We start from the raw sequence: 19,274 nt of genomic DNA, 5'->3' as shown, positions 1-19,274 counted from the left end.
AGACCGAACATGACCCAACGCACTTTCTCCATCTACCGCTACGACCCGGACAAGGACAGCAAGCCCTACATGCAAGACATCACCGTCGAGCTCGACGGCTCGGAACGCATGCTGCTGGACGCACTGATGAAGCTCAAGGCCATCGACCCCACCATTTCTTTTCGCCGCTCCTGCCGCGAAGGCGTGTGCGGTTCGGACGCGATGAACATCAACGGCAAAAACGGCCTGGCATGCCTGACCAATATGCTCACGCTACCCGGCAAGATTGTGCTCAAGCCCCTGCCCGGCCTGCCCGTGATCCGCGACCTGATCGTCGACATGACGCAGTTCTTCAAGCAGTACAACTCGATCAAGCCCTACCTGATCAACGACACTGTGCCACCGGAAAAAGAGCGACTGCAAAGCCCGCAGGAGCGCGAAGAGCTCAACGGTTTGTACGAGTGCATTTTGTGCGCGAGCTGCTCCACCAGCTGCCCCAGCTTTTGGTGGAACCCCGACAAGTTTGTGGGCCCCGCCGGTTTGCTGCAGGCCTACCGCTTTATCGCCGACAGCCGCGACCAAGCCACCTCCGAGCGGCTCGACAACTTGGAAGATCCTTACCGGCTGTTCCGTTGCCACACCATCATGAACTGCGTCGATGTCTGCCCCAAGGGCCTGAACCCCACCAAGGCGATTGGCAAGATCAAGGAAATGATGGTGCTGCGCGCCGTGTGATGCTGGCCTTGGAATTCCTGTGATCGAGGCACTGGTCGATGAGCGAGGACTTAGCAAGCTGCGCTGGCGTTGCCGGCGCGGTTTGCTGGAGAACGACTTGTTTATCGAGCGCTTTTTCAAGCGCTTTGAGGGGCAATTGACGACCACGCAGGCCGATGCTCTGCTGGCGCTGATGGAGCTGGGTGACAACGATTTGCTGGATCTGCATTTGGGTCGCAAGTCGGTCGGTCAGGTCGATGCAAGTCTGGATCGCGAAGATGTGCGCGAAGTTTTGGCAATGTTGAGAGAACCTCTTTGAAAGGCAAAAAATGAAACTGGCGGATAACAAGGCTACTCTTTCGTTCAGCAACGGCACCCCGAGCGTGGACCTGCCGGTGTACCAGGGCAGCGTCGGTCCCGAGGTGCTCGACATCCGTAAGCTCTATGCGCAAACCGGCATGTTCACCTACGACCCGGGGTTTCTCTCCACTGCCTCGTGCCAATCGGCGATCACCTACATCGATGGTGACAAAGGCGAGTTGTTGTACCGCGGCTACCCCATCGAGCAGCTGGCAACGCAATGCGACTTCATGGAAACCTGCCACTTGCTGCTCTACGGCAATCTGCCGGACGCCGCTGGCAAAGCAGACTTCACCAAGCGCGTGACCAACCACACGATGGTCAACGAACAAATGCAGTTTTTCCTGCGCGGCTTTCGGCGCGACGCGCACCCCATGGCCATCATGACCGGGCTGGTGGGCGCGCTGTCGGCCTTCTACCACGACAGCACCGACATCAATAACCCCGAGCACCGCGAGATCTCCGCCATTCGCCTAATCGCCAAGATGCCCACCTTGGTGGCCATGGCCTACAAGTACAGCGCTGGCCAGCCCTACATGTACCCCAAGAACTCATTGAGCTACTCGGGCAACTTCTTGCGCATGATGTTCGCCACCCCGTGCGAGGATTACCACGTCAACCCGGTGATCGAGCGCGCCTTGGACCGCATCTTCATCTTGCATGCCGACCACGAGCAAAACGCGTCCACCTCCACGGTGCGGCTGTGTGGATCGTCGGGCACCAACCCGTTTGCTGCCATTGCCGCTGGCGTGGCTTGCCTGTGGGGCCCGGCGCACGGCGGTGCCAATGAGGCCTGCCTGAACATGCTCGAAGACATCCAGCGCATGGGTGGCATCGGCAAAGTGGGCGAGTTCATGAACCAGGTCAAAGACAAAAACTCCCACGTCAAGCTGATGGGCTTTGGCCACCGCGTCTACAAAAACTACGACCCCCGAGCCAAGCTCATGCAAGAAACCTGCAAAGAGGTGCTCATGGCCTTGGGCTTGGAGAACGACCCGCTGTTCAAGCTGGCCATGGCGCTGGAAAAAATCGCTTTGGAAGACGACTACTTTGTGCAGCGCAAGCTCTACCCCAATGTGGACTTCTACTCGGGCATCGTCCAACGCGCCATCGGCATCCCGGTGAGCCTGTTCACCGCCATCTTTGCCTTGGCCCGCACGGTAGGCTGGATTGCACAGCTCAACGAGATGATTGGCGATCCAGAGTACAAGATCGGCCGCCCGCGCCAGCTGTTCACCGGCTCTGCCAAGCGTGACGTGCTGCCCATCGCTCAACGCTAAGCCAGCCCAGCGCAGCAACCCGCCTGGGGCGACACAGGCGGGTTTGCTTTTTTGGGCGCATAAAATCGCAGACCGCCCAAACACTACCGGACACACAGCATGGATGCACACACACGGGGCCGCACCCTGTACGACAAGCTCTGGGACGACCACGTTGTCCACACCGAAGACGACGGAACCGCAGTTTTGTACATCGACCGCCACCTAGTGCACGAAGTCACCAGCCCCCAGGCCTTCGAAGGTTTGCGAGTGGCGGGGCGCAAAGTGTGGCGGACCAGCTCGGTGGTAGCCACCGCCGACCACAACACCCCCACCACCGGCTGGGAACGTGGCTATGACGGTATCACCGACCCCACCAGCAAAGAGCAGGTCATCACCTTGGACGCCAACATCCGGGAGTTCGGCTCGGCGGCGTACTTTCCCTTTCTGTCCAAGCGCCAAGGTATCGTGCACGTGATCGGGCCGGAGAACGGTGCCACCCTGCCGGGCATGACCGTCGTGTGTGGCGACTCCCACACCTCCACCCACGGCGCGTTTGGGGCATTGGCCCACGGCATTGGCACCAGCGAGGTGGAGCACGTTCTGGCCACCCAAACCCTGCTGGCGAAAAAGGCCAAGAACATGCTCATCCAGGTGGAGGGCGTGCTGCAAAAAGGCTGCTCGGCCAAAGACATCGTGCTGGCCATCATTGGGAAGATTGGCACCGCAGGCGGGACCGGTTACACCATCGAGTTTGGCGGTTCGACCGTCCGTGCCTTGAGCATGGAAGGCCGCATGACGGTGTGCAACATGGCCATCGAAGCCGGTGCGCGTGCAGGTTTGGTGGCGGTGGATGACAAGACCGTCGACTACATCAAGGGCCGCCCCCTCGCGCCCGGCCATGCGCTGGGTCCAGGTACTGCCCCGGCCGACGTGGAGTGGGAGCAAGCGGTGGCCAACTGGCGCACCTTGTTCTCCGACCCCGATGCCCATTTCGATGCGGTGGTCGAGTTACAGGCTGAACAGATTGCGCCGCAAGTGACCTGGGGCACCTCACCCGAGATGGTGCTGGGCATTGACGGCAGCGTGCCCGACCCGGACAAGGAGCGCGATGCCAATAAGCGCGGCGCCATTGAGCGCGCTTTGACGTACATGGGCTTGCAACCGGGCAAGGCGCTGAACGACATCTTTGTCGACAAGGTGTTCATTGGCTCTTGCACCAACAGCCGCATCGAGGACATGCGCGAAGCGGCAGCAGTGGTCAAGACATTGGGGCAGCGTGTGGCCAAAAACATCAAGCTCGCGATGGTGGTGCCAGGCTCCGGGCTGGTCAAAGAGCAGGCCGAGCGCGAAGGTTTGCACGAGATTTTTAAAGCGGCGGGCTTCGAGTGGCGCGAGCCCGGTTGCTCCATGTGCCTGGCCATGAACGCCGACCGGCTCGAACCCGGTGAGCGCTGCGCATCGACCAGCAACCGCAACTTTGAGGGCCGCCAAGGCGCCGGTGGACGCACCCACTTGGTGAGCCCCGCCATGGCCGCGGCCGCCGCAGTGCATGGCCATTTCGTCGATGTGCGCAAGTTCAGTTAGGTAACGCTATGAAATCCTTTACCCAACACACCGGTATCGTGGCCCCGATGGACCGCGAGAACGTGGACACCGACGCCATCATCCCCAAGCAGTTTCTCAAGTCCATCCGCAAGACGGGCTTCGGTGAGAACCTGTTCGACGAGTGGCGTTATTTGGACGCGGGCTACCCGGGGCAGGACCCCAACAGCCGTCGCCCTAACCCCGACTTTGTGCTCAACCAGCCGCGCTACCAAGGTGCCTCGGTGCTGCTGGCGCGCAAGAACTTTGGGTGCGGCTCCTCACGCGAACACGCGCCTTGGGCGCTGGACCAGTACGGCTTTCGCGCCATCATTGCGCCCAGCTATGCAGACATTTTTTTCAATAACAGCTTCAAGAACGGCTTGCTGCCCATCGTGCTCAGCGAAACGCAGGTGGACCAGTTGTTCAACGATGCGCTGGCATTCGTGGGCTACCAGCTCACCATCGACTTGGAGCGGCAAGTCATCGTCAAGCCCCAGGGTGACGCCATTGCCTTTGAGGTGGAAGCGTTTCGGAAATACTGCCTCATCAACGGCCTGGACGACATCGGCCTGACGCTGCGGCACGCCGACAAGATACGGGCCTTTGAGTCACAGCGGCTGGCCCAAAGGCCTTGGCTGGCGCGCACCCTGCAGACCTGAACACGGACACCTCACCCTCTCACCCACAGCAACCCATTATGAAAATCGCAGTCCTACCTGGTGACGGCATCGGAACCGAAATCGTGGCCGAGGCCGTCAAGGTGCTTAAGGCCTTGTCCTTGCCCCTGGCGATGGAGACCGCGCTGGTTGGTGGTGCCGCCTACGAGGTGCATGGCCACCCGTTGCCACCGGCCACGCTGGACTTGGCCAAAGACTCGGATGCAGTGCTGTTCGGCGCAGTCGGCGACTGGAAGTACGACACCCTGGAGCGCTCCCTTCGGCCAGAGCAAGCCATCTTGGGTTTGCGAAAAAACCTCGGCCTGTTTGCCAACTTTCGCCCAGCCATTTGCTACCCGCAACTGGTGTCTGCGTCCAGCCTCAAGCCGGAGTTGGTGGCTGGCTTGGACATTCTCATCATCCGCGAGCTCACCGGCGACATTTACTTCGGCCAACCCCGTGGCAGGCGCACTGCTGTGGATGGGCACTTTCCTGGCGCCGAGGAAGCGTTTGACACCATGCGCTACAGCCGCCCGGAGATTGAGCGCATTGCCCATTTCGCGTTTACTGCCGCCCGCAAGCGCAACAAAAAAGTGACCAGCGTTGACAAAGCCAATGTGCTGGAAACCTTCCAGTTCTGGAAGGACGTGGTCACCGAGGTGGGTCTGCAGTACCCGGATGTGGAGTTGCAGCACATGTACGTGGACAACGCCGCCATGCAGTTGGTCAAAGCGCCCAAGTCCTTTGACGTGGTGGTCACCGGCAATATGTTTGGCGACATCCTGTCCGACGAAGCCTCGATGTTGACCGGCTCCATCGGCATGCTGCCCTCGGCCAGCCTGAACGCCAGCAACCAAGGGCTGTACGAACCCAGCCACGGCAGCGCACCCGACATCGCCGGAAAAGGCATTGCCAACCCACTGGCAACCATACTGAGTGCTGCCATGATGCTGCGCTTTAGCCTCAACCAGGAAGCTGCGGCGCTGCGCATCGAAGCGGCAGTGGCGCGGGTCCTTGAACAGGGCTTGCGCACCGCCGATATCTACAGCGCGGGGTGCACCCGGGTGTCCACAGCGCAAATGGGCGACGCGGTTGTCAAGGCCCTGTAATCTTGCCGCTTAGAATCCAAGCCATGCAATCACACGCCCCAGCCACCCCAGCCCGCCGCGCGGATGCGGCCGTGGGTGCGCGCGGATGCGTGCCGGTGGCGTCTGTCGCCACCACCAAGAAAACCATTACCGGCTAACGCAGCCCGGTTCGTCGCGCCCACCCGGCAGACGAGCCGGGCAGATTCAAATCGTATCGATCCAACATCTGAAAGGGCAAAGCAATGAAAGTAGGCAATCGTGTAGGTTTGGTGGGCTGGCGCGGCATGGTCGGCTCGGTGCTGATGGACCGCATGCAAGAAGAAGGCGACTTCGCGCTCATCGAGCCCGTGTTCTTCTCCACCTCTGATGCCGGTGGCAAGGCCCCGGCAATGGCCAAAAACGAGACCACCTTGCGCGATGCCTTGGATGTCGACGCGCTGCGGAGCTGCGACATCATCATCAGCGCCCAAGGTGGCGACTACACCACCGAGGTCTTCCCCAAGCTGCGCGCCGCCGGCTGGTCAGGCCACTGGATCGATGCCGCCTCCACCCTGCGCATGCAGGACGACGCCATCATCATCCTCGACCCGGTGAACCTGCCCGTCATCCAAAACGCCTTGTCCAAGGGCGGCAAGAACTGGGTGGGCGGAAACTGCACCGTGAGCTGCATGCTCATGGGCGTGGGCGCGCTCTACAAAGCCGGCTTAGTGGAATGGATGAGCACCCAGACCTACCAAGCAGCCTCGGGCGGCGGAGCGCAGCACATGCGTGAATTGCTGACCCAGTACGGCAGTTTGTACGGCGAGGTCCAGGCCATGCTGGCCGACCCCAAGAGCGCCATTCTGGAGATCGACCGCAAAGTCATCGGCAAGCAACGTAGCCTGAGCGCCTCGGAGACCGCGCATTTTGGGGTGCCCTTGGGTGGTTCGCTGATTCCCTGGATTGACAAGGATCTGGGAAACGGCATGTCCAAAGAAGAGTGGAAAGGCATGGCAGAGGCCAACAAAATCCTCGGTCAGGGACCCGCTTTCGGTCGCCCCGAGACTCCAGTCGACGGCTTTTGTGTCCGGGTGGGGGCAATGCGTTGCCACAGCCAAGCGCTGACATTCAAACTCAAGCAAGACGTCCCATTGACCGATATAGAGGCCATGATTGCTGCTGACAACGAATGGGTCAGAGTGGTGCCGAACACCCGCGAGGCAACTCTGCGCGATCTGACGCCAGTTGCCGTCACAGGGACGATGACCATCCCGGTAGGCCGCATCCGCAAGCTGGCGATGGGGCCAGAGTACTTAGGTGCGTTTACCATCGGCGATCAGTTGCTATGGGGCGCTGCCGAGCCCTTGCGCCGGATGCTGAGAATATTGTTGGATTCGTAAGCGCTGCAGCCGGTGCTGCAGGGCCCTCTCCAGGCACCCAGCGTCTGGCTTGTCAGTGCTGGGCAATGGTGTTATGGTGTTTTTTTTGTTTTTGCGTCAGGGCTAGCGGTGCCGGGTGTGCACCGAACAGGCGATCTGCTGACCACCGGAGGCTATAGCTTTGACTCTTCAGTTACACCGTTGGCATAAAACGGCCCTGGTTGCGTTAGCGGTTTGCGCGGCGTTCGTTGCTGCAACCGAAGCCCACGCTCTTTCTTTAGGGCGCATTGCGATTCAGTCAGCCATCGGGGAGCCGCTTCGCGCTGAAATTGAAGTTTCAGACTTGGGTGCCGACGATGCTGCAACGCTTCGAGCCAACGTCGCCTCACAAAATGCTTTCGCTGCAGCGGGACTTGATTACAACGCCTTGATGTCAGGCGTGCGGGCGAACTTGGTGCAGCGCGCCGATGGGCGCTCTTTTATCCTGATCACGAGCGAGCGCGCCGTCACTGACCCCTTCCTGGATCTGCTGTTGGAAGCCAGTTGGTCTGCCGGGCGGGTGGTGCGCTACTACACCTTGTTGCTCGATCCACCTTCTCTTAGAGCAGCGGCGCCGGTGTTGCCAAAAACTGCACCGGCCGTCACGCCACCTGCTGCTAACCCCACGCCCACGCCCACACCGGCTTCCGCAGCCCCGCGTGTGGCTGGCGCGCAGTCTTCTAACGCCGCACGCGCTGGCCAAGTCACGGTGAAAGCTGGCGACTCAGCGGGCCGTATCGCAATGCAGTCCAAGCCCGCCGATGTGACAAGGGACCAAATGCTGGTCGCGCTAGTGCAGGCCAATCCGGAAGCATTTATTGACAACAACGTCAACAGGCTGCTGGCAGGCTCGGTTTTAAATCTACCCAACGATGCACAGGCACGGGCTGTGCCCCCAGAGCAGGCCAGCCAAATCATCCTTGCGCAAAGTCGGGAGTTCGACGCATTTCGCCGTGACTTGGCAGGCCAGGCACCAGAGGCCAACGTCAAGGCCGCCAGCCGCGAGGCTGGTGGCAAAGTGGAGGCAGTAAATCAAAACCCCGCTGCGTCGACCGGCACTCCCGATCGGCTCACACTCTCCAAAGCGGCCATAGCAAAAGCGGCCCAAGGCGTGGACTTGGCCAAGGAGCTGGCAGATAAGGAGGCCGCCGCACGTGCTGCCGAATTGGAGCGCAACGTCGATGATCTCAAGAAGCTTTCTACGGTATCGGCTGGTACCGCACCCCCGCCTGTCAGTGTTGCGGCCAGCGCACCAGCGCAGGTGACCTCCCAAGCCGCTGCCGCCGTAACAGTTGAAAGCGCTGCGACGGCGCCCGCCCCTGCGGCTGCGCCAACCAAGGCCCGGGGCATCCTCGACGAGATGCTGGCGGACCCTTGGGTGCCCGGCGCGTTGGTGGGCCTGGTCACCGTTTTGGTCGGGGTCGGCCTGTACATGCAGGCGAGCCGCAGGCGGCGCACCACACCGTTGGACCACGTCGAGCAAAGTCCCCAGGCACCCCTTGCACCTATGGTCCATCGAGAAGAAGAGGCAGCTCCCGACAACGTTCCTGAAAGCGCTGCAAGCGCGCTGCCACCCAGCGCCAGTCCACTCGATCCCGTAGACGAGGTAGATCCGATTGCAGAGGCAGAGGTGTACCTGGCCTATGGACGCGATTTACAGGCACAGGAAATACTGAAGCAGGCACTGCGCGACCAACCGCAGCGCCTAGCCATTCACATGAAGCTGCTTGAAATCCTGTGCAAGCGGCGCGACGTCAGTGGCTTTCATTCTCGGGCCCTGCAGGTTCTCCAGCTGAGCGGTGTAGGGACCCTGGAGTGGTCCAACGCTTGCGAAATGGGCCGCTCCATCGACCCGGAAAACCCGCTCTACCACGCGCCTGGAGCTGCGCCTGCCGCCATTGTTGCCGCGCAGCCCGAACCTGAACCCGCACCTGAATCCGCACGCGCACCCCAAGTGGAGCCGGTCCAAACGACTGCCCCTGTGGTTGAACAGCGTATCGAACCAGCCAGCCCGAGTGCGACGACAGAACCTGAGAAAGACCCCTATCTGGACTTTGACCTCAACCTGGACCTGGAAGAGCCAGCGACCACCAAACCAGCTGAAACTGTCACCCCTCCTGTGCCCGACCAGCAGCCAGGTCTGATCGCACCCAGCCTAAACACTGCGCCAAGCGAGCCAACCCTGCCCAGTGCGCCACCAGCGCCAGCGCCAGCGCCAGTGCCAGTGCCAGTACCCCATGTAGCACCGCAAGACACACAGGCACGCGCAGCAGATGGTTCGGAAGAAGACGGCATGCTGGAGTTTGACTTGGGGTCCTTGGACTTGGACGTCGCCCCCAACTCCAGTAACCCGTCTGGCGATAGCGAAGACCCCCTTGAAACCAAGCTGGCGCTGGCCGAAGAGTTCTTGTCCATCGGGGACTCTGATGGCGCCCGTGCCCTGATTGACGAGGTGCTGGCCGAGTCCTCCGGCGCGCTCAAGGCCAAGGCCGAACGCGCACGGGCCACACTGAGCTGAACCGCCGGCCCGCGCCGGCTGTTCAACGCATGACGCACGCGCAATGAGAGTGGCACTCGGCCTGAGTTACAACGGCCAGAACTACCAGGGTTGGCAAAGTCAGGCCTCGGGCCTGACCGTGCAAGACCGGCTTGAGCTGGCGCTGGGAAGTTTCACCGACCAAAAGATCTCCACCGTCTGCGCTGGCCGCACCGATGCCGGTGTACACGCGCTGATGCAAGTCGTGCACTTTGACACCACGCGGGACCGAACGCCCTATGCGTGGATTCGTGGAACCAACGCCAACCTGCCCCGCGACATCGCGGTCCAGTGGGCCATGCCCACCAGGGACGGCTTTCACTGCCGGGCCTGCGCCACCAGCCGACGCTACGCTTACGTGTTGCTGGAGTCGCCGATTCGCCCCAGCGTTGAAATCGGACGGGTGGGCTGGACCTTTCGACCCTTAGACCCTGACGCCTTGCGGGCCGCCGCTGATGTGCTGCTGGGCGAGCACGATTTCAGTTCCTTTCGGGCCTCGCAATGCCAGGCCTTAAGCCCAGTCAAGAAGATGCTGGCCATCGATCTGGCCAAACGCGGCGCGTACTGGCGTATCGAGTTCGAGGCCAATGCGTTTTTGCACCACATGATCCGCAACATCATGGGCTGCCTGGTCCAAATCGGCCAAGGGGCCAAGCCAGTGTCGTGGATGGCCGAGGTACTGGCGGCGCGCGATCGCAAAGCTGCTGCCCCCACCTTCTCACCCGATGGCTTGTACTTTTTGGGGCCGCGCTACGAGCCGCAGTGGGGCATGCCGGAGCGCACACCAGCGTACGATGGCCTGCCTTGAACCCGTAGACACACCATGACAAGAACCCGCATCAAAATCTGTGGACTCACCCGCGAGAGCGATCTGGACGCCGCCGTAGCCGCCGGTGCCGACGCCATCGGCTTTGTGCTCTATGCCAAAAGTCCACGCTGTGTCAGCCCCGCGCGTGCTGGCGAACTCGCCCGCCGCCTGCCAGCTTTTGTCACTCCGGTGCTGCTGTGTGTGAATTTCAGTGTGGCCGAGGTCACCGCCGCCTGCGCCCTGGTGCCCGGTGCCACCTTGCAGTTCCATGGAGACGAAACAGCCGCGCAATGCGAGGCCGCTGCCCGTGCCGCAAGCCGCCCTTATCTGCGGGCCGCGCGCATTCCCTTGGGGGCGGAGGCTCCCCAGTTCGACCTCATAGAATATGCGCAACGATTTCCAAACGCCCAAGCCCTATTGCTCGATGCGCACGTCGAGGGTTATGGCGGCGGCGGCAAGGTGTTCAATTGGTCACTGCTTCCTCCAAGCGTCAACGCTCACCTCGTCTTGAGTGGTGGACTCGACTCTGCAAACGTGGGCGACGGTATCGCCCAGATCCGGCCGCGCTGTAAATCGCTGGCCGTCGATGTCAGCTCGGGGGTCGAAGCGGTGGACGCCAGCGGCAACCCCCGCAGGGGCATCAAAGACCCCAAAAAAATCAACCAGTTCGTCGCTGCCGTTCGAGCAGCCGACCAACGCCTTGCAGGAACCTGAACCATGTACGCTTACCAGCAACCCGATGTCAGCGGCCACTTTGGCCGCTACGGCGGCAGCTTCGTCTCTGAGACGCTGACGCATGCCATCAACGAACTCAAAGATGCCTACGCCAAGTACCAGCACGACCCCGCCTTTCTGGCCGAGTTCCAATCCGAACTGGCGCACTTTGTAGGCCGCCCCTCCCCCGTGTACCACGCAGCGCGCATGAGCCGCGAGATGGGTGGGGCGCAAATCTTCCTCAAGCGCGAGGACCTCAACCACACCGGCGCGCACAAGATAAACAACACCATCGGCCAGGCGATGCTGGCCAAGCGCATGGGCAAGCCGCGCGTGATCGCCGAGACCGGCGCGGGCCAGCACGGCGTGGCGACCGCCACGATCTGCGCCCGCTACGGACTGGAATGCGTGGTCTACATGGGCAGCGAAGACGTCAAGCGCCAAAGCCCCAATGTGTACCGCATGAAGCTGCTGGGTGCCACAGTGGTGCCGGTTGAATCGGGCAGCCGCACCCTCAAAGATGCGTTGAACGAAGCCATGCGCGACTGGGTTGCCAATGTGGACAACACTTTCTACATCATTGGTACCGTCGCCGGACCGCACCCCTACCCCATGATGGTGCGGGACTTCCAAAGCGTCATTGGCAACGAGTGCCTGATGCAAATGCCCGAGATGCTGGCCATGGCAGGTGTTAAGCACAGCCAGCCCGACGCGGTGATCGCCTGTGTGGGCGGCGGCTCCAATGCCATGGGCATTTTTTACCCCTACATCCAGCACGATGCCACCCGGTTGATCGGCGTGGAAGCCGCCGGCGAAGGCATGGACAGCGGCAAACACTCGGCCTCCATCCAGCGCGGTAGCCCCGGAGTGCTGCATGGCAACCGTACCTATGTGCTGCAAGATGACAACGGCCAGGTCACCGAAACCCACAGCATCAGCGCCGGCCTGGATTACCCTGGGGTCGGACCAGAGCACGCGTTCTTGCACGACATCGGCCGCGCCGAGTACGTGGGCGTGACCGACGCGCAGGCGCTGGATGCGTTTCACTACCTGTGCCGCACCGAAGGCATCATCCCGGCGCTGGAGTCCAGCCATGCCGTGGCCCACGCGATGCAACTGGCCAAGACGATGCGGCCTGACCAGTCGATACTGGTGAACCTGTCCGGCCGGGGTGACAAAGACATAGGCACAGTGGCCGACCTAAGCAACGGTGACTTCTTTTGCCGCCCCAGCTGCCAAGGCCAGTCGGTCAAGGGTGGCGTGGTGCTGGAGCGTCCCATCACGTTGGTTGACAGCATCACAGCCCACACCGCCGCGGGAGCCAAGGCATGAGCCGTATCACAGCCACACTGGAGCGCTTGCACAGCCAGCAACGCAAGGCCCTGATCCCGTACGTCACCGCCGGCTATCCGTTTGCCGATGTCACGCCCGAACTGATGCACGCGATGGTGACCGGCGGCGCGGACATCATCGAACTCGGCGTGCCGTTTTCGGACCCCAGCGCCGACGGTCCGGTCATCCAGCGCGCCGGGGACAGGGCGCTGGCCTTTGGCATTGGCCTGGCCCAGGTGCTGGACATGGTGCGCAGTTTTCGCAAGGAAGATACCGCCACGCCCGTGGTGCTGATGGGTTATGCCAACCCGGTGGAACGCTACGACCAGAAACACGCCGCGCCGAATGTGCAAAGCGCCTTCGTGCGCGACGCAGCCGCAGCGGGCGTGGACGGCGTGCTCATCGTGGACTATCCACCTGAGGAGTGCGAAGCGTTTGCAAGCAACCTGCGCGCGCACGGACTGGATTTGATTTTTTTGCTGGCCCCCACCAGCACCGACGCGCGCATGGCGCAGATCGCCAAGGTCGCCAGCGGCTATGTGTACTACGTGTCCCTCAAAGGCGTCACCGGCTCGGGGGCGCTGGACACCGCCTCGGTCGAGGCCATGCTGCCGCGCATTCGGGCGCACATCCGCGTGCCTGTGGGCGTGGGCTTTGGCATCCGCGACGCGGCAACTGCCAATACCATCGCCAAGGTATCAGATGCAGTAGTGATCGGCAGCAAAATCATCCAGTTGCTGGAGCATCAGCCGCGCGACATGGTGGCTGGCACTGCGCGCGACTTCCTGCAAGAAATTCGCACCGCGCTGGACTCATAATCACGCCAATACTGCACCGCACGCCTGGAGAACACCTATGAGCTGGCTTGAGAAACTGCTGCCACCGAAGATTCAGCACACCGACCCGACCGAGCGCCGCAGCGTGCCAGAGGGTCTGTGGATTAAGTGCCCAAGCTGCGAGGCGGTGCTTTACAAAACCGACCTCGAGCAAAACCAAAACGTGTGTCCCGGCTGCGGCCACCACCACCGCATTGGAGCGCGCGCGCGGCTCGACGTGTTTTTGGACAACGAAGGTCGCTTTGAAATCGGGCAAGAGGTGCTGCCGGTGGATGCTCTGAAGTTCAAGGACAGCCGCAAGTACCCTGATCGCCTCAAAGAGGCCTTGGAGAACACCGGCGAGACCGACGCCTTGGTGGTCATGGGCGGTGCAGTGCATGGCATCAGCCTGGTGGCAGCATGCTTTGAGTTTGAATTCATGGGCGGCAGTATGGGCTCGGTGGTGGGCGAGCGTTTTGTGCGTGGCGTGGAAGCTGCAGTCGAGCAAAAAGTGCCCTTTGTCTGCTTTACCGCCACCGGCGGGGCGCGGATGCAAGAAGGACTCTTGAGTCTGATGCAAATGGCGAAAACCAACGCAGCCCTGACCCGTCTTGCAAAAAAACGCTTGCCCTACGTCAGCGTGCTAACCGATCCGACCATGGGCGGTGTGAGTGCAGGTTTTGCATTTTTGGGGGACATCGTCATTGCCGAACCCAAGGCGCTCATCGGCTTTGCCGGCCCCCGCGTGATCGAGTCGACCGTGCGCGTGACCTTGCCCGAAGGTTTTCAGCGCGCCGAGTTTTTGCAAACCAAAGGCGCGATTGACTTCATCAGCGACCGGCGCGATCTGCGCAAAACCATCGCCGAGGCGCTGGCGATGCTGCAGCGCCAACCGGCCGACGCGGTGCTTTAAAGCGCAGCAAGCACGTGGGCCTGGAGCCCGCCCAACAAAATCGTCGCCACCTGCAACATCAAAAGCAGCACCAAAGGCGACAGGTCAATCCCGCCCAAACGCGGCACCGCACTGCGAATGACGGTCAGCGGCGGTGCGACCAAACGCTCGAGCAAGTCCGAGAGGTGCGAGCTGGTCTGCACCCAGGACAGCACCGCGTACACGATGACCAGACCCGAGAAGCCCGATATCACCGTGCGCAGCACCCCAAAAACCGCCATCACCGCGATCGACAGCGCATTCGTGTCCGCACCTGTCATCAGCCACAGCAGCGCATAGAGCGCGGTCTGCGCCAACCAAGCCGCCACCAAACTGGCGGTGTCCCAGCGGCCCAGTGCGGGCAGCACCCGGCGCAGTGGCAGCACCAGCCAGTCGGTGCTGGCGAAGATGAAGGGACCCATGGGGTTGCCCGACCGTGCCGACGTCGGAATGCGCTGGTGTTGCATATACAAACGCAGCATGCACACGCCGGTAAGGATGCCAGCAGCCACTTCTAGCAGCAGGGAAACGATTTGGTAGAGCATGGTGCCGAGGATAAAGTCTGGCCGGATGATAGCGGCAGCGTCCCTCTTAGAATTGGGGCTTACGGGCAGGCTGTTTTCAGGTTTGCTCCACCTCCGGACCCGAGCTCCCTGGACCCAACACCGCATGTCTGAACCCACCCACCCCGCAGCGCCTGCAGCAGCCCCCGCTGACGAAAACCAATTGGTGCAGGAGCGCCGTGAAAAACTCAAGGCGCTGCGCCAGCAGCAGGCCGCTGGCGGCGCGGTGGCCTTCCCCAACGACTACCAGCCTAGCCACACCGCCGAGCAGTTGTTCGCGCAATTCGACTCACACGCCACCGAGATTTTGGCTGGCATGGGCGCCACCGCCAAAGTGGCCGGCCGCATGATGCTCAAGCGCGTCATGGGCAAGGCCAGCTTTTGCACCTTGCAAGATGCGTCCTTCGGCAGCAGCGGTGGGCGCATCCAGATTTACGTCAAGGGCGAAGACATCGGTGCCGAGCTGTATGCCGCGTTCAAGCATTGGGACCTGGGCGACATCGTGGCCGCTGAGGGCACCGTGTTCAAAACGAAGACAGGCGAGCTGTCCATCCATGCCACGCGCGTGCGCTTACTTACCAAGAGCCTACGGCCCATGCCTGACAAGTTCCATGGCATTCACGACCAGGAGGTGAAGTACCGCCAGCGCTACATCGACTTGATGACCGACGAGGCCTCGCGCAAGCGCTTTGTGGCGCGCAGCAAGGCAGTCAGTGGCATCCGCGAATTCATGGTGCAGCACGGCTTTTTGGAGGTGGAAACCCCCATGCTCCACCCGATTCCCGGCGGCGCCAATGCCCGGCCCTTCACCACCCACCACAACGCGCTGGACCAGCAGATGTTCCTGCGGATTGCGCCCGAGTTGTACCTCAAGCGCCTGATCGTCGGCGGCTTCGACCGCGTATTCGAGATCAACCGCAACTTCCGCAACGAAGGGATCTCGGTGCGCCACAACCCCGAGTTCACCATGATGGAGTTCTACGCGGCGTACTGGAACTACCAAGACCTGATGACCTTCACCGAGCAACTGGTGCGCGATGCCGCCATCAAGGCCGGTGGTTCGCTGCATTTGACCTATGGCGGCAAGCCCGTCGACCTGTCCCAGCCCTTTGAGCGCCTCACCATCGTTGAGGCCATCCAAAAGTACACCGAGGCCGGCGAGCAGGTGTTCAGCACCGAGTGGCTGGTCCAAGCGCTACGCAAGCTCGGGCTCACCGAGGCCAAACATCAACTCTCCACCCGCAGTCTGGCAGCACTGCAAGTGCTGTACTTCGAGGAAACGGTGGAAGAAAAGCTGTGGCAGCCCACCTTCATCTGCGAGCATCCGGTAGAGATTTCGCCATTGGCCCGCGAAAGCGACACGAAGCCGGGGGTCACCGAGCGTTTTGAGCTCTACATCACCGGCCGCGAGTTCGGCAACGGCTTTAGCGAACTCAATGACGCCGAAGACCAGGCCGCGCGATTTCATGCCCAGGTGGCCGCCAAAGACAACGGCGACGATGAAGCGATGTACTACGACCACGATTTTGTGCGTGCCCTGGAGTACGGCATGCCGCCCACCGGCGGCTGTGGCATTGGTATCGACCGGCTGATGATGCTGCTTACCGACAGCGCCAGCATCCGCGACGTGATCCTATTCCCTGCCCTGCGCCGCGAAGCCTGAGCGCATGCGCAACGAGTCCGCCCGGGGCATTGCCTATCTGTGCCTGGGCGTATTCGTTTTCTCCCTGCAAGACGCCATCATCAAGCAGGTCAGCGGTTCCTATGCGCTGACCCAAGTGGTGTTTATTCGGTCCTGTGTCGGCGTGCCCATTTTGCTGGCGCTGGCGCTGCGGGAGGTCGGCTGGCGCGCATTGGTGGCGACCCAACCCGGTGCACTGGTGCTGCGGGCCACCATCATGTTGGGCGCCTACACCGCCTACTACATGGCGTTTCCCGCTTTGCCGCTGGCCGATGCGGTGGCGCTGTACTTCACCGTGCCCCTGTTCTTAACCGCCCTAGCCAGTCCGGTGCTGGGCGAACGCGTGGGCTGGAAGGTGTGGGCGGCGGTGGTGCTCGGCTTTGGCGGCGTACTGATCATGCTGCAACCCGGCAGTGGGCTGTTTGAGCCAGCAGCGCTTTTGTCGCTGTTGGCGGCTGCCTTGTACGGCGTGTCGATGTTGATGGCGCGCAAGATGGGCGTCAGCCTGGTGGCCTCGGTGATGGCTTTCTACCAAAACCTGGTGTTCCTGATCGGCGCAGGCGCCGCAGCGGTGGCCTTGTCGCTGCTGGGCGTCACATCGGCGCACCACCCGAGTCTGCAATTTCTGGTTCGACCGTGGACGCTGCCCAGCTTGGCTGACGGACTGCTCATCGGGGCCTGCGGCGTGGTCGCTGCGGTGGGAACTTTGTTCCTGACCAATGCCTACCGGGTCGCCAAGACCAGCGTCGTTACCCCCTTTGAATACACCGGTATCCTGTGGGCGCCGCTGTGGGGCTTTCTCTTTTTTGCCGAGGTGCCCAAACTCACCACCTTTGCCGGTGCCGCCACCATCGCCATTGCGGGCCTGGTGGCCATGCGGGTGGCCAAGCATTGACGCAGCACCCCATGCAAAGCCCCTCCCCCACTCTGACCTACCTGCAGGGCTACCCGCAAGACACCGTCCACCAAGTGCAGAGCATGGTGGCCGCGAACCGTACCAGTGACTGGCTGCTGGGCAAATACCCACAAGCCCACGGCGTTCGGACCGACCGCGCCTTGTACCAGCATTTGCAGGCTATCAAGGCCGAGTTCATGCAAGGCGGCGACGTGGTCAGCAAAGTGGTTTATGACAGCAAGCTGCATGTCGTGCACAACGCGCTGGGAACGCACACCACGGTGTCGCGGGTGCAAGGCGGGCGGCTCAAGGCCAAGCGCGAGATCCGCATTGCGTCGCTGTTCAAGGACACGCCCGCCGAGTTTTTGCGCATGATCGCGGTGCACGAGCTGGCCCACCTGCGCGAGCGCAACCATGACAAAGCGTTCTACCAACTTTGCACCCACATGGAGCCGCACTACCACCAGCTAGAGTTTGAGGTGCGCGTCTATCTGACACACCTTGAGGCCACAGGGCAGCGGCTGTGGGCCGCGTAGCGCGGTTGGCAACGCTGCCGTCCATTCACCGCTTCTTTTTTGCAAAGGACCTCCCCATGGCACGCCACAGCATCTGGGCCAACAAGGTCGCTACACTGGTACACAGCGGCAACACCGCTGGAGCACTAGCGCAAATCAAGGTCGCTCCGACCGTCAAGGACGTGCAGCAATTGCGCGCGCTGCTAGCCGAGTCCAAGCCGCCGCACAAGCTGCTTGACGAAGCCTGTGTTGACCAAATTGCCGCGCTCTCCGCTCCGCGCCTGCACCGCTCGCCCTGACACCAAGGCGTCGGTGCCAAGGCTTTGCACGCTGCGGGCCGCGCTGCGTCAGGCAATCCAATCGAGCGCGTGCATGTAGTCGGGGTGCACCATCAGGTCGTCCCAGGGCAGCGCTTCACACTGGGGCAGCAAGGCCTGACGGCGTGCCTCGCTGGCCTCGCTGGCGGACCACTGGCCTTTGAGGTGCGCTTCGGTAAGGCCCTGGATGAGTGTGTCAACCGCGGTACCCGCGCCTTCGCACTCGGGTGTGGACTGGTTGCACAAGAGCACCATATCGCAACCCGCGTTGAGCGCCACCAGCGCCGCCTCGGTGTAACTCACCTGCCGTCCGTCAATCAGGCGGGCTCCGGCCATGGACAGATCGTCGCTAAAGATCGCACCGTTGAAACCCAGTTGGCCGCGCAAAATCTCCCCCAACCACTTTGGCGAAAAACCCGCAGGGCGGGAGTCGACCTTGGGGTAGATGACATGCGCTGGCATGACGCTGCGCAACACGGTGCTAAGCCATCGATAAGGCGCCGAGTCGTCCGCCAAAATGGCTTTGAGGCTGCGGCGGTCCACCGGGATCTCGGTGTGCGAATCGGCGCGCACGAAACCGTGGCCGGGAAAATGCTTTCCGCAATTGGCCATGCCGCTTTGCAAGAGGCCGTGCACCAGGCTCTTGGCCAGCAAACTCACCAAGCGCGGGTCGCGCGCAAAGGCCCGGTCCCCGATCACGCCACTCTCGCCGTAGTCCAGGTCCAGCACCGGCGTGAAGCTCAGGTCCACGCCGCAGGCACGCAGTTCGGCGCCCAGTACATAGCCGCAGGCGGTGGCGGCGTTCGCGGCGTCCAGAGGTCCGGACTTTTTGCCGAGCTTGGGGCTCAGCATCCACATCTCGCCCAAGGCGCGCATGGGCGGCAAGTGGGTGAATCCGTCGGTCTTGAAGCGTTGCACCCGACCACCTTCGTGGTCCACGCAAATCAGCAAGTCGGAGCGAATCCGTTTGATGCTCTGGCACAGCGCGCTGAGCTGGGCACGGTTCTGCCAGTTGCGCGCAAACAGGATCAGGCCACCAACCAGGGGGTGCTTAAGCCGTGTGCGGTCCACTTTGCTCAGCGTGGTTGCGGCAATATCAATGATCAAGGGCGCATGGAAGGTCATAT

The 19,274-nt window shown here is 61.9% G+C and carries 19 protein-coding genes; 17 read left to right on the top strand and 2 right to left on the bottom strand.

Features of this window, described 5'->3' with window-relative positions; translation table 11 throughout:
* The first annotated feature begins 9 nt into the window (after positions 1-9).
* The 13 genes from ACILRC_RS02025 to accD all read left to right on the top strand — a co-directional run bounded on the left by ACILRC_RS02025 (position 10) and on the right by accD (position 14,158).
* Positions 10-714, top strand: a complete 705-nt coding sequence (locus ACILRC_RS02025) for a succinate dehydrogenase iron-sulfur subunit (RefSeq protein ID WP_395667669.1) — start codon at positions 10-12, stop codon at positions 712-714.
* A gap of 19 nt (positions 715-733) precedes the next feature.
* A complete protein-coding gene (locus tag ACILRC_RS02020) occupies positions 734-1,012 on the top strand; it encodes a succinate dehydrogenase assembly factor 2 (protein WP_395667668.1) in 279 nt (92 codons plus the stop codon).
* Between the two features lie 10 nt (positions 1,013-1,022).
* The gene (gene gltA, locus ACILRC_RS02015) at positions 1,023-2,333 is read left to right on the top strand and encodes a citrate synthase (protein WP_395667667.1); all 1,311 of its coding nucleotides are present in this window, start codon (positions 1,023-1,025) and stop codon (positions 2,331-2,333) included.
* 99 nt (positions 2,334-2,432) lie between these two features.
* The gene (gene leuC, locus ACILRC_RS02010) at positions 2,433-3,899 is read left to right on the top strand and encodes a 3-isopropylmalate dehydratase large subunit (protein ID WP_395667666.1); all 1,467 of its coding nucleotides are present in this window, start codon (positions 2,433-2,435) and stop codon (positions 3,897-3,899) included.
* 8 nt (positions 3,900-3,907) lie between these two features.
* The gene (gene leuD, locus ACILRC_RS02005; RefSeq protein WP_395667665.1) at positions 3,908-4,558 is read left to right on the top strand and encodes a 3-isopropylmalate dehydratase small subunit; all 651 of its coding nucleotides are present in this window, start codon (positions 3,908-3,910) and stop codon (positions 4,556-4,558) included.
* Positions 4,559-4,596: 38 nt separating this feature from the next.
* The gene (gene leuB / locus ACILRC_RS02000; protein WP_395667664.1) at positions 4,597-5,664 is read left to right on the top strand and encodes a 3-isopropylmalate dehydrogenase; all 1,068 of its coding nucleotides are present in this window, start codon (positions 4,597-4,599) and stop codon (positions 5,662-5,664) included.
* 221 nt (positions 5,665-5,885) lie between these two features.
* Positions 5,886-7,022, top strand: coding sequence for an aspartate-semialdehyde dehydrogenase (gene asd / locus ACILRC_RS01995; RefSeq protein WP_395667663.1), 1,137 nt, complete (start codon positions 5,886-5,888; stop codon positions 7,020-7,022).
* Between the two features lie 409 nt (positions 7,023-7,431).
* Positions 7,432-9,558 carry a FimV/HubP family polar landmark protein gene (locus tag ACILRC_RS01990; RefSeq protein WP_395667860.1) on the top strand — a complete coding sequence of 709 codons (2,127 nt, stop codon included), beginning with the start codon at positions 7,432-7,434 and terminating at the stop codon, positions 9,556-9,558.
* 43 nt (positions 9,559-9,601) lie between these two features.
* Positions 9,602-10,384: a tRNA pseudouridine(38-40) synthase TruA gene (gene truA, locus ACILRC_RS01985; protein WP_395667662.1), complete on the top strand. Its 783-nt coding sequence runs from the start codon at positions 9,602-9,604 to the stop codon at positions 10,382-10,384.
* Positions 10,385-10,399: 15 nt separating this feature from the next.
* Positions 10,400-11,098 (top strand): phosphoribosylanthranilate isomerase, encoded by a 699-nt coding sequence (locus ACILRC_RS01980; protein WP_395667661.1) that lies wholly within the window; start codon positions 10,400-10,402, stop codon positions 11,096-11,098.
* 3 nt (positions 11,099-11,101) lie between these two features.
* Positions 11,102-12,430 (top strand): tryptophan synthase subunit beta, encoded by a 1,329-nt coding sequence (gene trpB / locus ACILRC_RS01975; RefSeq protein WP_395667660.1) that lies wholly within the window; start codon positions 11,102-11,104, stop codon positions 12,428-12,430.
* Entirely contained in the window at positions 12,427-13,248 is an 822-nt protein-coding gene (gene trpA, locus ACILRC_RS01970; RefSeq protein WP_395667659.1) for a tryptophan synthase subunit alpha, read from the top strand. Before trpB ends, trpA begins: the two co-directional genes overlap by 4 nt.
* Before the next feature lie 37 nt (positions 13,249-13,285).
* The gene (gene accD, locus ACILRC_RS01965) at positions 13,286-14,158 is read left to right on the top strand and encodes an acetyl-CoA carboxylase, carboxyltransferase subunit beta (RefSeq protein ID WP_395667658.1); all 873 of its coding nucleotides are present in this window, start codon (positions 13,286-13,288) and stop codon (positions 14,156-14,158) included.
* On the opposite strand, the gene ACILRC_RS01960 is transcribed toward accD, so the two are convergent.
* A complete protein-coding gene (locus tag ACILRC_RS01960; protein WP_395667657.1) occupies positions 14,155-14,721 on the bottom strand; it encodes a YggT family protein in 567 nt (188 codons plus the stop codon). The two genes, accD and ACILRC_RS01960, sit on opposite strands and share 4 nt — an antisense overlap.
* 124 nt (positions 14,722-14,845) lie before the next feature.
* On the opposite strand from ACILRC_RS01960, the gene lysS reads away from it, so the two are divergent.
* Genes lysS through ACILRC_RS01940 form a run of 4 tightly spaced genes read left to right on the top strand, consistent with a single transcriptional unit; the run spans position 14,846 to position 18,129 of the window.
* Positions 14,846-16,402, top strand: a complete 1,557-nt coding sequence (gene lysS, locus ACILRC_RS01955; protein WP_395667656.1) for a lysine--tRNA ligase — start codon at positions 14,846-14,848, stop codon at positions 16,400-16,402.
* Between the two features lie 4 nt (positions 16,403-16,406).
* Entirely contained in the window at positions 16,407-17,315 is a 909-nt protein-coding gene (locus ACILRC_RS01950; RefSeq protein ID WP_395667655.1) for a DMT family transporter, read from the top strand.
* A gap of 11 nt (positions 17,316-17,326) precedes the next feature.
* Entirely contained in the window at positions 17,327-17,851 is a 525-nt protein-coding gene (locus ACILRC_RS01945) for a YgjP-like metallopeptidase domain-containing protein (RefSeq protein WP_395667654.1), read from the top strand.
* A gap of 56 nt (positions 17,852-17,907) precedes the next feature.
* Complete coding sequence (locus tag ACILRC_RS01940) at positions 17,908-18,129, top strand: hypothetical protein (protein WP_395667653.1); 222 nt, start codon at positions 17,908-17,910, stop codon at positions 18,127-18,129.
* A 48-nt stretch (positions 18,130-18,177) separates the two neighbouring features.
* Here the strand turns inward: ACILRC_RS01940 and nagZ are convergent, their stop codons facing one another.
* Complete coding sequence (nagZ, locus tag ACILRC_RS01935) at positions 18,178-19,272, bottom strand: beta-N-acetylhexosaminidase (protein WP_395667652.1); 1,095 nt, start codon at positions 19,270-19,272, stop codon at positions 18,178-18,180.
* Between the last annotated feature and the right edge of the window lie 2 nt (positions 19,273-19,274).

Source organism: Rhodoferax sp., from assembly GCF_044236835.1.
Lineage (GTDB): Bacteria > Pseudomonadota > Gammaproteobacteria > Burkholderiales > Burkholderiaceae_C > Allorhodoferax.
This window is presented reverse-complemented; position numbering and strand designations above follow the sequence as displayed.

Coding starts and splice junctions, on each gene's coding strand:
- trpB (WP_395667660.1), top strand. CDS start 11,102: ATGTACGCTTACCAGCAACCCGATGTCAGCGGCCACTTTGGCCGCTAC.
- gltA (WP_395667667.1), top strand. CDS start 1,023: ATGAAACTGGCGGATAACAAGGCTACTCTTTCGTTCAGCAACGGCACC.
- lysS (WP_395667656.1), top strand. CDS start 14,846: ATGTCTGAACCCACCCACCCCGCAGCGCCTGCAGCAGCCCCCGCTGAC.
- leuC (WP_395667666.1), top strand. CDS start 2,433: ATGGATGCACACACACGGGGCCGCACCCTGTACGACAAGCTCTGGGAC.
- trpA (WP_395667659.1), top strand. CDS start 12,427: ATGAGCCGTATCACAGCCACACTGGAGCGCTTGCACAGCCAGCAACGC.
- accD (WP_395667658.1), top strand. CDS start 13,286: ATGAGCTGGCTTGAGAAACTGCTGCCACCGAAGATTCAGCACACCGAC.
- ACILRC_RS02025 (WP_395667669.1), top strand. CDS start 10: ATGACCCAACGCACTTTCTCCATCTACCGCTACGACCCGGACAAGGAC.
- leuD (WP_395667665.1), top strand. CDS start 3,908: ATGAAATCCTTTACCCAACACACCGGTATCGTGGCCCCGATGGACCGC.
- ACILRC_RS01960 (WP_395667657.1), bottom strand. CDS start 14,721: ATGCTCTACCAAATCGTTTCCCTGCTGCTAGAAGTGGCTGCTGGCATC.
- ACILRC_RS01945 (WP_395667654.1), top strand. CDS start 17,327: ATGCAAAGCCCCTCCCCCACTCTGACCTACCTGCAGGGCTACCCGCAA.
- nagZ (WP_395667652.1), bottom strand. CDS start 19,272: ATGACCTTCCATGCGCCCTTGATCATTGATATTGCCGCAACCACGCTG.
- ACILRC_RS01980 (WP_395667661.1), top strand. CDS start 10,400: ATGACAAGAACCCGCATCAAAATCTGTGGACTCACCCGCGAGAGCGAT.
- ACILRC_RS01940 (WP_395667653.1), top strand. CDS start 17,908: ATGGCACGCCACAGCATCTGGGCCAACAAGGTCGCTACACTGGTACAC.
- ACILRC_RS01990 (WP_395667860.1), top strand. CDS start 7,432: ATGTCAGGCGTGCGGGCGAACTTGGTGCAGCGCGCCGATGGGCGCTCT.
- leuB (WP_395667664.1), top strand. CDS start 4,597: ATGAAAATCGCAGTCCTACCTGGTGACGGCATCGGAACCGAAATCGTG.
- ACILRC_RS01950 (WP_395667655.1), top strand. CDS start 16,407: ATGCGCAACGAGTCCGCCCGGGGCATTGCCTATCTGTGCCTGGGCGTA.
- asd (WP_395667663.1), top strand. CDS start 5,886: ATGAAAGTAGGCAATCGTGTAGGTTTGGTGGGCTGGCGCGGCATGGTC.
- truA (WP_395667662.1), top strand. CDS start 9,602: ATGAGAGTGGCACTCGGCCTGAGTTACAACGGCCAGAACTACCAGGGT.